Origin of the sequence: Desulfobaculum bizertense DSM 18034 (assembly GCF_900167065.1) — a bacterium.
In the GTDB taxonomy this organism is placed as follows: Bacteria; Desulfobacterota; Desulfovibrionia; order Desulfovibrionales; family Desulfovibrionaceae; genus Desulfobaculum; species Desulfobaculum bizertense.
In genome coordinates, this window is record NZ_FUYA01000014.1 from 18,986 (window position 1) to 30,545 (window position 11,560).

Sequence of the window (11,560 nt, forward strand, 5' to 3'; positions counted from 1 at the left end):
GGCTGTGCAGTCCCGCTGCACGCCATTACATTGATTCACAGGGTGCGTTTACCCCTGATGACGTTTCACCATGAGGAAGGGTAGGAATTACAATGGATAAAATGCGTTTGCTGACTCCGGGACCAACGCCGCTTCCGGAAGAAGTTCGTCTGACCTTGGCAATGGACATGGTTCACCACCGGAAGCCCGGCTTTACCGCGCTTCTTGGCGAAATCCAGAAAGATCTCCAGTGGCTTTTTGAGACTTCTCAGCCTGTTATTTCTCTGGCCAGCTCTGGTTCTGGAGCCATGACCGCAGCCGTGACCAATCTCTTTAAGAAAGGCGATCAGGTCTTGATTATCGAAGGCGGCAAGTTTGGCGAACGCTGGGGAAATATTGCCTCTACCTATGGCATTGATACGGGCATTATTTCCGTGCCGTGGGGCAAGCCCATCACCATTGGGCACATTGAGACCGCTCTGCGTCAGTACCCCAAGGTCAAAGGTATTTTGGTTCAGGCTTCTGAGACTTCGACAGGCGTTTTGCATCCCATCAAGGAAATTGCCGAGTACCTTCGCGAAAAGGACATCCTGCTCGTGGTTGACGGCATTTCCGCTGTGGGCATCTCTCCCCTGCCAATGGACAAATGGGGCATTGACTGTCTGCTGACTGGTTCGCAAAAAGGCTTGATGCTTCCTCCCGGCCTGAGCTTCATTTCGCTGTCTGAGCGTGCATGGAAGCGGGTTGAGGAAAACCGTCCGCGCGAGTTCTATTTCAACCTTCTTGGTGAGCGCGACAAGATTCTCAAGAATTCTCAGACGCTGTTTACGCCCCCCATTAATCTGCTTATGGGGCTGCACACCTGCCTCGGCCTTTTCCGTCAGCAGGGCATGGAAAACGTCTTCCGTCGCCAGTGGGCTTTGACGCAGATGGTGCGCACCGCCGCCACAGCAATGGGCCTCACTCTTCTTGCTGAGGATCATTACACGTGGGGACTGACCAGCATCAAGCTGCCCGAGGGCGTTGATGGTCAGGCCGTCTTGTCCTGCTGTGCTGAGCGCTATGGCATCATTTTGGCCGGAGGTCAGGATTCCCTCAAGGGACGCATTGTTCGGTTTGGCCACATGGGGCACGTTGACTATGGTGATGTTTTGGCCGGTATCATGGCCCTGATGCATTCCATTGCAGCCTGTGACGGCGAAGTCAAAACTGACAACGTCCTTGAACAGGCTATGGCTGCGTATGAAAAAGCTTCTGACGAAGGCTATCCTGAGGATTTTGCCTAAGACTCACAGAGGAGAGTAATCATGTCTGAAGAAAAGACTGCCCAGAATTCGTGTGGTGCTTCTGGCTCATCCATGCCCGAAGTCACGTTCTCAACGTTTATTATGTCTCTTGCTTCATCCGCTCTGGTTCAGCTCGGCGAAGTCCCGGAACCCAGCACCGGAAAGACAGAAATGGATCTCGTGCTTGCCAAGCATTCGATTGATGTTCTCTCCATGTTGCAGGAAAAAACTTCGGGTTGCCTGACAGAAGAAGAAAAGCAGATGCTTGACGGACTTCTTTATGAGGTTCGCATGAAATACATTTTGAAATCCAAATAGGGGATTTTCGTGTCACATCGTATTCCTGTTGGACTCGTTGGGGTCACTGGCTACACAGGTATGGAGCTGGCCCGGCTTTTGGCCCGGCACCCCGGCCTTGAGCTTGTGCGGGCGACCTCCCGTTCCGAAGCTGGAAAGACTCTTGGCGATCTCTATCCCGGGCTTGGCGGTTTCCCCATTGCGGATTGTCCTGTTTCTCAGCCCGATGTTGATGACCTTGCCGAGGCCTGTGCCCTCGTGTTTTTGGCCGTTCCCCACGGGACTGCAATGGACATGGCTGCTGCCCTTGTCGCAAAGGGCGTCAAGGTCGTCGACCTGTCTGCTGATTTTCGCATCAATTCTGCGGAAACCTATGCCCAGTGGTACGGCCTTGAGCATCGCCATCCAGAGTTGCTTCCCGATGCCGTGTTTGGTCTGCCAGAGTTCAACGCAAAGGACATTGTCGGAGCGCAGCTTGTGGCAAATCCCGGATGCTATCCGACCTCGGCTATTTTAGGCCTGGCCCCGGCATTGCGTGAGTCACTTGTCCTGACGCAGGGCATTGTCATAGACTCCAAGTCCGGAACGACAGGTTCCGGCAGAAAACCCAGTGTGGGCGCGCTGTATTGTGAGGTCGCAGACTCTTTTCGAGCCTACAACCTTGGACGGCATCGCCACACCCCAGAAATCGAGCAGGAGCTTGGGCGTGTTGCTGGAACTGAACTGACAGTTTCATTCAACACTCATCTTTTGCCCATTAATCGTGGAATTTTGAGCACATCCTATTGCCAGCTTGCCGATGGGGTAGGGGCTGAGGATGTTCGCAGAGCCTACACCGATGCCTATGCAAACTGCCCGTGGGTTCGCGTCCTCCCAGAAGGAAAACTTCCGGAAGTGCGCCACGTCCGTGGCACCATGTTTTGTGACATTGGTCTCGTCGTTGACCCCAGAACAGGTCGTCTGATTGTGGTCTCTGTGATCGATAATCTTTGTCGTGGTGCTTCCGGTCAGGCCCTTGCCAATGCCAACCTTATGCTTGAGCAGCCGCTTGATGCTGGTCTCGACCTCGCACCGCTTGTTCCCTAGCGTCTGTTAGGGAGTGGGGAGATTTTATGGATCATTCGCATTCCGGGAATCCTATTTCCTGCATTGCGGAATCTGTTTGCGTGGCCCGGCAACCTATCTTTGATACAGACAGGAAAGTCTTTGGCTACGAGCTCCTTTTTCGTGAGTCCCGCGGCGATTCCTGCGCCGCGGTGACTGACGGGAATAGCGCAACAGCAAAAGTCATTAGCGACGGCTTTGTCCTTGCCAAAGAGGCAATGGGAAAAGGCCAGCGCGCACTTATTAACTTCACCTCAAAGCTTTTGCTGGATGGCGTCGCCTATGCCTTGCCAGCAGATACAGCCGTAATTGAAATTCTTGAGGATGTTCAGCCAACACCAGAAATTCTGGATGCGCTTAAGGCCCTCAAGGATGGCGGTTACACCTTGGCCTTGGATGACTACATGGGAGAGCAGGCGCTTGCCCCGTTTCTCCCACTTGTCGACATCGTCAAAGTCGATTTCCTCGGTCTGAATCAGGACCCTGATTCCATCCGCTCCGTTGTTGAACCTTTGCGCAGTTTCGGCTGCACTCTGCTTGCTGAAAAAATCGAGGACACAAAAGATTTCACTCTTGCCTGTGAACTCGGGTTTACCCTCTTTCAAGGGTATTACTTTTCTCGGCCAGAAATATTGCCGGGGCGAAAGCTTTCCTCCAGTAAGCTTGCGCGTATGCAGCTCGTGCAGGAGTTGAGCGATCCCAACTGTGAAATTCAGCAGCTTGCCAAGATTGTTCAGTCCGACCTCTCTTTGAGTTTGCGCCTGTTACAGTACATCAACTCCATTGGCTTTGGCGTTCGCTACAAAGTCGACTCTGTCGCCAGAGCTTTGACCCTGCTCGGCCAGAAGCAGCTGCGTCAGTGGCTTCGCGTCGCCGTTATGGCCGATCTCTCCATGACAGAGCAGTCTCACGAGGTCGCCTTTCTCTCTGTTCAGCGTGGGCGCTTTCTTGAAAGCATGGGCGAAGAATTACGCGGTGTCGATGTCTCCCCAGATGCGCTCTTTTTACTCGGCCTTTTTTCCTTTGTGGATTGCCTTCTCGGCATCCCCATGCAGGATGTCTTGAGTGGCCTTTCACTCGACAGTGAACTCAAGCAGGCCTTGCTCGAACGCGAAGGCCGTTTCGCGCCCTTCCTTAACCTTTCTCAGGCCTACGAGGCTGGCGAAGAGGCCTCTATCCTCCAGAACGCCAGCCAGCTCGGCGTCCCTCTCGCTACCGCCGACAACTGCTACTCCCGCTCCTTCCTCTGGACTCAGCAAGTCCTCGGCGTTCATGACAAGTAATTGTAGGAAGATTGGGGGCCAGCCCCCAAACCCCCGCGTAAGGGAATGATTCCCTTACGTATCCTCATCGAGTTTAAAAGCCGTTCAAGCTTCGCTTGAACGGCTTTTAAACTTGTTGGGCATAGCGTCGAGAGCTTCTTTCTCTTCTGCGAGTTCACCACCATTTTCTTTTTGAACGCTTGCGTTCAAAAAGAAAGGGTTGGAGCGCAAAGAAAAAGAACACACGCGCAGTTAACTAGGCCGAAAAAAAGGGAACCGAAATGGAGAGGAGAGCGTAGCTCTCATCACATTTCGGTCCCCTTTTATTTCGGGCGAAAGCGGGATTCCCAAGGGCCTCGTCCTTGGGCGGGGTCAAGGGGCAGCGCCCCTTGCAGGGTTTGGGGCAGCGCCCCAATAAAACTGCGCCCCTAGCAGAGTATGCCGCCTTATGCGTCGCAATATAATTCGTCGAGGATTTCCTTAGCACCAGCATCGAGGACCTGCTGAGCGAGGTCGAGACCGAGCTGGAAAGCCTTGTCGGCGGGACCGGAGATTTCTTTCCGAATGGTGATGGTTCCTTCGACGTTCCAGACACAGCCGGTGAGGGCCACGGTGTCGCCGTCGAGGACGGCGTGAGAGCCGATGGGCACCTGACAGCCGCCGTTGAGACCGGTGAGGAAACCGCGCTCAGCCTGAACCGTAACGCGAGAGTTGCGACAGTTCAGAAATTCGAGAAATTCAGCCATGGGACCATCTTCGGCATACTCAATACCGAGGGCGCCCTGCGCGACGGCGGGGATGAAGGTCGGCGGAGCGAGCGGGGAGACCTTGGGGGCGGAGAGTCCGAGACGCTTCACGCCAGCGGTCGCCATAACGATAGCGTCATACTGGCCTTCCATGAGTTTCCGCAGACGGGTGTCGACGTTTCCGCGCAGGTCGAGGACGTTGAGGTCGGGGCGCAGAGCGAGAAGCTGAGCGCGGCGACGGAGGGAAGAGGTACCGATTTTTGCGCCTTCTGGAAGCTCGTCAACGCTACCATACTCCACAGAGAGGAGTGAGTCGGTGTTGTCCTCACGGGTGGGGTTAACGCCGACGACGAGGCCTTCTGGAAGCTCGACCGGGACATCTTTCATGCTGTGGACGGCGAGGTCAGCGCGGCCGTTGAGCATGGCTTCTTCAATTTCTTTAACGAAGAGACCTTTGCCGCCAACCTTGGCGAGAGGGACGTCGAGAATCTTGTCGCCAGTGGTCTTGATGATGAGCAGCTCGACGTCGAGGCCCTCATACTGAGCCTGAAGGCAGTCCTTGATGTGGTTGGCCTGCCAAAGGGCGAGCTTGCTTCCGCGAGTGGCGATGGTAATTTTTTTCATAGTGGGCATCTTGGGGGGCTAAAAGTATAAAAATCGGAGATGCTCTTGAGACGGGCATCTCCGAAAGATGGAAAAGATTTCTGTGTAAATTAATGTCCGCAGGAGGAACAGTTTCCGCCGGAGCACCCAGCGCAGCCGCCACTGGAGGAGGAGCTGCTGGACGCGGAGCCAACGGGAGAGGGGCTGCCGTTCGTGGAGAATCGGCAACAGCTCATGAGCTGCTCGGTCTTGTCTGACCCGCAAGAGGGGCATTTTACAGAAGTACTGGAACCGATGACGAGTTCCTCGAATTCTTCACCGCACTTTTTGCATCTAAATTCATGAATAGGCATGATATTTCCTCCCCTGTAATGTCAACAGGTGCTTAATCTTCCTCAAGATATGGAGTGAGTTCCACCACAGCTTCAAACAGATAGTAATCCACGAGCTGGCAAAGCAGATGCCCTGCGGCGATGTGGATTTCCTGAATCAGAGGTGTGTGCTCATGGGGGACCAAGATCTTGTGCTCGCAGAGGGGGGCCATTTCGCCACCGGTTTTGCCAGAGAGGCAAATGCTGGTGAGGCCTTTTTCCTGAGCGGCGCGCAGGGCGCGAACAAGGTTGGTGCTGTTCCCAGAGGTTGAGATGGCAAGGAAGACGTCTCCGGGGTTACCGAGGGCGAGGACCTGCTTTTCGAACACCTGATCGAATCCATAATCATTTCCGACGGCGGTCAAAATAGAGCTGTCGGTTGTCAGAGCAATTGCTGGGAGCGGCGGGCGTTCCATCAGGAATCTATTGACGAATTCCGCAGCGAGGTGCTGCGCGTCCGCGGCAGAGCCACCATTACCTGCGAGGAGAATTTTTCCTCCGCGAGCGAGGCAAACGGCCATGAGCCGAGCAATTTCCACAATCTGATCGGCAGCGTCGCGAAAGAATTCTTCGCGAAGTCGAGCGCCTTCTGTGGCGTGCTCCAAAACGATATTTCGTGCGCTGTTTGGCATAATGGTCATCCTTTTTAGGGCCGCGAAAACGCGACATGACGGATTTTGAGCTACCCCATTTCCGTGATCAAGACAATAACGCCCAATTGACCAAAAGCAAGCCCTGGGTTTTGCGGGAGGCGCTCCCCGGCTCAGGTTTATTTTTTTGGTACAAAAAAGTCGTTGAAATATCCAAATGAAAAAAATGCGCCTGTGAAAGTGACAGAATGGATATTTTGTTGATTTATAAGGCAATTGAGAATGAAAAATGCGATGCAGTTCTTGCAATCGTTCCAATTTTTGCCATTATAGAGTAAAGAGGAGTCTGCGTAGAAAAGTGAAATGTAGGGATACTGTTACAGATGGAGGGACGTATGAAACGGGTATTGCTCATTGCTCTTGTACTACTTTTTGCCACTGCTGGGATGGCGCGGGCAGCTGAGAGCATTCGCATAGGCTTTAATATTCCTCTGACGGGCGACATTCCAAAAGTTGGGGAGTCCTCCCGTAATGCTGCGGAAATGCTGAAAGAAGACATTAACTCAAAAGGTGGTCTTCTGGTTGGAGACAAGAGTTATCCTCTGGAGTTCATCTATGAAGATAATGAATCCAAGGCAGAGTCCGCAGTGAACGTTGCGCTTAAGATGATCGAGCGCGATGAAGTTTTGGCAATCATTGGCCCGAATTCTTCAAAGCAGGCTGTTCCTGCTGGTGGTACCTGTGATGACAATCGTACACCAATGATTTCACCATGGTCTACCAACCCCGACACAACGCTGGATCGCCCGTGGGTCTTCCGGGCCGCATTCCTTGACCCGTTCCAGGGTCCCGTGGCCGCCAACTTTGCCGCAAAGAAATTTGGCGCAAAGACTGCTGGCGTGCTCTTCGACATCTCCAATGACTACTCAAAAGGCCTTGCCGAAATTTTCCGGCAGGTCTGGGAAGAAAAGATGGGCAAGGATACCGTGCTGGCCTTTGAGTCGCATGGCACCAAAGATCAGGACTTCTCTGCACAGCTCACCAAAATTATTTCCGCCAAGCCTGACTTTATTTTTGTCCCGGACAACTACAATCAGGTCGCCCTTATTGTGAAGCAGGCCCACGACCTTGGCTGGAAAGGTCCCTTTATGGGGTCAGATGCCTGGGGTTCTGCCGAACTGCTGGACCTTTGCGGCAAGGACTGCGTGGGGCAGTACTTCTCAACCCACTATGCCGCTGCTGGCGCCAAGGGCGCAACAAAGGAATTCATTGATCGCTTTGCCAAAAAGTATGGCTACGTGCCGGATGATGTTGCCGCTCTGACGTGGGATGCTACCCGCATGGTCTTGCAGGCCATTCAGGACACTGGCGAAGTGAAATCTTCGGTGCGCAAAATGCGCCGCTCCATTCGCGACGCGCTGTCTGACATTGAAAAGTTCGACGGTGTAACGGGCGCCATGCACTTTGATGAGCAGGGTGATCCGGTCAAATGCGCTGTTGTGGTGCGCATTAGCGAAGATAATGAGTTCGTTTTCACTGAGCAGGTTTGCCCAGACGAGTAAAAGCACAGCGCGCAGCAGGGGAGCCTGTTGCGCGCTTTTTCGCTGGTGAAAGGATGCTGTTGCATGGCGCAGGCAGGCTGGCCTGCGTCGAGTTGAGAACAGGAGGGGCGCGTGGATTTCTTTATTCAGAATCTGCTGAACGCGTTGCAGTGGGGCAGTTTCTATGCCCTCATTGCGCTGGGATACACGCTTGTTTACGGCGTGCTGCTGCTTATTAATTTTGCCCACGGTGACGTGTTTATGGTCGGGGCGTACATTGCGTTTTTTGTCGCGGTGGCGCTTCTTGGCGGTGACGGCGGCGCTGCGTGGGCTGGCCTGCCGGGGTGGTTCGCGCTGGCCCTGACGATTCCGCTGACCATGGTTCTGACTTCGTGTGTTGGCGTCACACTGGAGCGGGTGGCGTATCGCCCTCTGCGACGAAAGGGCGCGCATCGACTTTACGTTGTCATTACCGCCCTGATGTGTGGGCTGGTTTTGGAAAATGGCAATTTGGCCCTGCTTGGGGCGAGCCGAAAGAAATTTCCGGAACTCGTGCAAAAGACTGTCTGGTCCTTTGGCGATGTCTCCATTACCAACCTCAAGCTTTCCGTCATCCTTGCGGCGGTGCTGGTCTTCTTCATTCTCCAGACCATCATTACAAAGACGCGTATCGGCATGGCCATGCGTGCTGTCTCCTACGACAAGTTTGCTGTGCCGCTTATGGGCATCCCCATTGATACCGTGATTGTGTTCACGTTTATTCTTGGCTCTGGCTTTGCCGGGCTGGCCGGTGTGCTTTTTGCCATGAGCTATCCCATCCTTGAACCGTACATGGGCGCAATCATTGGCTGGAAAGCCTTCATTGCGGCGGTTGTCGGTGGCATTGGTGACATACGTGGGGCTTTTCTGGGGGGCTTTTTGCTCGGATTCATTGAGATCGGCGTTGCTGCGGTCTTTCCCTCGACCTTCCGCGATCTCCTCGCGTTTTCCATTCTGCTCGGTATCCTGTGGCTCAAGCCCACTGGACTCTTTGGCATTGCCCGCACCACCAAGATTTGACCTGCCGGAGGCTCGCCGTGAAAAAATATTCTCTGAACGCGCTTTTGATTCTTGGCGGTTTTTTTGTGGTTGCCATTGCCCACTATGAGCTGATCGACCTCTACATTCAGACCGTTATTATGCTCATGGGTATCAACATTATTTTGTCCACGAGTCTGAACCTTGTGAACGGCTACATGGGGGAGTTCTCCTGTGGGCATGCGGGCTTCATGTGTGTGGGAGCCTATGTCTCTTCGGTAATTTCCGTGCTCTTTTTTGCCAAGGATCGTGTTTTTGGTGCGCCGCTTCTGGACCCGGCGCTGAGTGTCTGGCTTTTTCCCGTTGTGATTGGCATTGGCGGTCTGGCCGCAGCCTTTGCCGGACTGCTTGTCGCACTCCCGTCTTTTCGGACCAGAGGCGACTATCTCGCCATTATCACCATTGCCGCGAACTACATGATTATTTCTGCCATTGAGAACATGGACAGCATTGGTGGTCCGCGCGGTTTTCAGGGGATGAAGCGCGTCATTAACAATATGTATGATGTTTCCGAAATTCCGTGGATGATGATCTGGATTATGCTCGGCACGTTCTTTTCGGTTTGGCTCCTGCGGCGGTTTGTGAGTTCCACTTACGGCAAAGGCGTCATTGCCGTGTGTCAGGATGAAGTGGCGGCGGAAATTATGAGTGTGAACACCAACCGCATGAAGCTTGCGGCCTTTATGGTGTCCTCTGGTTTGGCCGGGGTTGCCGGAGGGCTTTTTGCCCATGTCTATGGCTATGTGAATCCCCAGTCTTTCAATATTTTGAAATCCACAGAATGTTTGGTCATGGTCTATCTTGGGGGCATGGGGTCTCTTTCCGGTTCCGTCCTTTCCGCCATTCTTTTTACCCTTTTGATTGAAGCTCTCCGTTTTATCATTCCAGAGATAAACATGTTTGCTCATTACGTCGGCATTGTTCCGGACAGCTACGAAATCGGGCAGGTCTGGAAGTGGGTTATCATTCCGATGGTTTTGATTTTACTCATGCAGTTCAGGCCCGAAGGCATCTTGGGCAACCGCGAGCTTTCGGATGTGTTCCCCCGTCTTCGCAAGCTCTACACGTTCAGGTAGGTGGATCATGTCGCTTTTGAAAATTCAGGGACTCACGCAGAAGTTTGGCGGCTTGCAGGCTGTTTCGGATTTTAATCTGGAGCTGTCTCAGGGGGCTTTGGCCGGGCTTATTGGGCCGAATGGTGCCGGAAAAACAACCCTCTTTAATCTCACCTCCGGTTTTTATCAGCCAACTGAGGGGCAGATTCTTTTTAATGATCGGAATACCCGGGGACTCAAACCACATCAGGTCACGGGGCTTGGTATTGCCCGGACGTTTCAGAATATTCGTCTTTGGAACGATATGACCGTCTTCGACAACGTCCGCGTGGCGCAGCATCACGCCCTTGGGTACAACCTCGTTGATGCGCTCTTTCGTTCTCGTCGCTACCGCCGCTCCGAGCAGCGCATTTCCCTTCGGGCGCACGACATTCTCGATGCAATGTCTCTTTCTGACTATGCTCTCGAATTACCCAAGAATCTTCCCTATGGCTTGCAGCGGCGTGTTGAGATTGCCCGCGCTATGGCTCTCGATCCCAAGCTCCTCCTTTTGGACGAGCCTGCCGCTGGTCTTAATTCTTCGGATGTTGAGGATCTTATTCAGCTCATTCGCTGGATTCACGATGAGTTCAAGGTCACCATCTGGATGATTGAGCATCAGATGAAGGTCGTGATGAGTCTTTGCACAGAAATTCAGGTCATTGATTTTGGCGCAACCATTGCCGAGGGAACTCCAGAGCAGATTCGCTCTGATCCCGCCGTCATTAAAGCGTATTTGGGAGATGAGAATATCTGATGTTACTTTCTGTAGAAAATCTTCACGTTCGGTATGGGCGAATTGAGGCACTTCACGGTGTTTCCCTTTCCGTCGACCAAGGCGAAATTGTGACGCTTATCGGTTCCAATGGAGCGGGGAAATCTACCACGCTTCACTCCATTATGCGTCTCCCCCCGCCAGAAGGACCAACTGTGATTTCTGGAGACATTCGTTTCAATGGCAAGTCTCTTCTCAGTACGCCACCGCATCTTGTCGTCTCTTCTCTTCACATGGCGCTCGTTCCCGAAGGGCGTCATATTTTCGGGAACTTGACCGTGATGGAGAATCTCAGTCTCGCGACCTATGCGCGGAAGGATGACAAGGCCGCAAGTCGTGATCTCGATCGTGTCTTTGACCTTTTTCCCCGTCTTGCCGAGCGACGGAAGCAGCGTTCAGAGTCGCTTTCCGGCGGTGAGCAGCAGATGCTCGCGGTCGGCCGCGCCCTCATGTCAGGCTGTGAGGTCCTCCTTCTTGATGAGCCTTCCATGGGCCTTGCTCCGCTACTCATGTATGACATGTTTCGCGCCCTCAAAAAGCTGAATCAGGACGGTATGACAATTTTACTCATTGAGCAGAACGCCCGCCTTGCCCTTGATTTCGCGCATCGTGGCTATGTTCTCGACACCGGCGAAATCGTCGCCGGTGGCAGCAGCTCCGAGCTTCGCAGTGACTCCTCTGTGCGTGAAGCCTATTTAGGCGGCGTATAGGAAAATTGGGGGCCAGCCCCAGCACGTGAGTGCTGGATGGGAGGGTGGGGAAGATTGGGGGCCAGCCCCCAAACCCCCGCGTAAGGGAATGATTCCCTTACGTATCCTCATCGAGTTTGAATTCC

At 53.5% G+C, this 11,560-nt stretch carries 12 protein-coding genes; 9 read left to right on the forward strand and 3 right to left on the reverse strand.

Annotated elements, in window-relative coordinates; genetic code table 11:
* Positions 1-92 precede the first annotated feature (92 nt).
* Genes B5D23_RS14300 through B5D23_RS14315 form a run of 4 tightly spaced genes read left to right on the forward strand, consistent with a single transcriptional unit; the run spans position 93 to position 3,949 of the window.
* The gene (locus B5D23_RS14300; RefSeq protein WP_078686138.1) at positions 93-1,265 is read left to right on the forward strand and encodes a pyridoxal-phosphate-dependent aminotransferase family protein; all 1,173 of its coding nucleotides are present in this window, start codon (positions 93-95) and stop codon (positions 1,263-1,265) included.
* 21 nt (positions 1,266-1,286) lie between these two features.
* Complete coding sequence (locus B5D23_RS14305) at positions 1,287-1,583, forward strand: DUF1844 domain-containing protein (protein WP_078686139.1); 297 nt, start codon at positions 1,287-1,289, stop codon at positions 1,581-1,583.
* A 9-nt stretch (positions 1,584-1,592) separates the two neighbouring features.
* Positions 1,593-2,648, forward strand: a complete 1,056-nt coding sequence (gene argC, locus B5D23_RS14310; protein ID WP_078686140.1) for an N-acetyl-gamma-glutamyl-phosphate reductase — start codon at positions 1,593-1,595, stop codon at positions 2,646-2,648.
* A 26-nt stretch (positions 2,649-2,674) separates the two neighbouring features.
* Positions 2,675-3,949 (forward strand): EAL and HDOD domain-containing protein, encoded by a 1,275-nt coding sequence (locus tag B5D23_RS14315; protein WP_078686141.1) that lies wholly within the window; start codon positions 2,675-2,677, stop codon positions 3,947-3,949.
* Between the two features lie 425 nt (positions 3,950-4,374).
* On the opposite strand, the gene hemC is transcribed toward B5D23_RS14315, so the two are convergent.
* The 3 genes from hemC to B5D23_RS14330 all read right to left on the reverse strand — a co-directional run bounded on the left by hemC (position 4,375) and on the right by B5D23_RS14330 (position 6,280).
* Positions 4,375-5,298 carry a hydroxymethylbilane synthase gene (gene hemC, locus B5D23_RS14320; RefSeq protein WP_078686142.1) on the reverse strand — a complete coding sequence of 308 codons (924 nt, stop codon included), beginning with the start codon at positions 5,296-5,298 and terminating at the stop codon, positions 4,375-4,377.
* 89 nt (positions 5,299-5,387) lie between these two features.
* Positions 5,388-5,630 carry an FmdB family zinc ribbon protein gene (locus B5D23_RS14325; protein ID WP_078686143.1) on the reverse strand — a complete coding sequence of 81 codons (243 nt, stop codon included), beginning with the start codon at positions 5,628-5,630 and terminating at the stop codon, positions 5,388-5,390.
* Positions 5,631-5,662: 32 nt separating this feature from the next.
* Positions 5,663-6,280, reverse strand: coding sequence for a D-sedoheptulose 7-phosphate isomerase (locus B5D23_RS14330; RefSeq protein WP_078686144.1), 618 nt, complete (start codon positions 6,278-6,280; stop codon positions 5,663-5,665).
* Between the two features lie 353 nt (positions 6,281-6,633).
* Here B5D23_RS14330 and B5D23_RS14335 point away from each other — a divergent pair, with 353 nt between their 5' ends.
* From B5D23_RS14335 to B5D23_RS14355, 5 genes are all read left to right on the forward strand, one after another.
* Positions 6,634-7,800 carry an ABC transporter substrate-binding protein gene (locus tag B5D23_RS14335; RefSeq protein ID WP_234985107.1) on the forward strand — a complete coding sequence of 389 codons (1,167 nt, stop codon included), beginning with the start codon at positions 6,634-6,636 and terminating at the stop codon, positions 7,798-7,800.
* A gap of 111 nt (positions 7,801-7,911) precedes the next feature.
* Positions 7,912-8,838, forward strand: coding sequence for a branched-chain amino acid ABC transporter permease (locus B5D23_RS14340; RefSeq protein ID WP_078686146.1), 927 nt, complete (start codon positions 7,912-7,914; stop codon positions 8,836-8,838).
* Between the two features lie 17 nt (positions 8,839-8,855).
* Positions 8,856-9,932 (forward strand): branched-chain amino acid ABC transporter permease, encoded by a 1,077-nt coding sequence (locus B5D23_RS14345; RefSeq protein ID WP_078686147.1) that lies wholly within the window; start codon positions 8,856-8,858, stop codon positions 9,930-9,932.
* Between the two features lie 7 nt (positions 9,933-9,939).
* The gene (locus B5D23_RS14350) at positions 9,940-10,707 is read left to right on the forward strand and encodes an ABC transporter ATP-binding protein (RefSeq protein WP_078686148.1); all 768 of its coding nucleotides are present in this window, start codon (positions 9,940-9,942) and stop codon (positions 10,705-10,707) included.
* Entirely contained in the window at positions 10,707-11,435 is a 729-nt protein-coding gene (locus B5D23_RS14355) for an ABC transporter ATP-binding protein (protein ID WP_078686149.1), read from the forward strand. The genes B5D23_RS14350 and B5D23_RS14355 overlap by 1 nt, the downstream gene beginning before the upstream one ends.
* Positions 11,436-11,560: the final 125 nt, after the last annotated feature.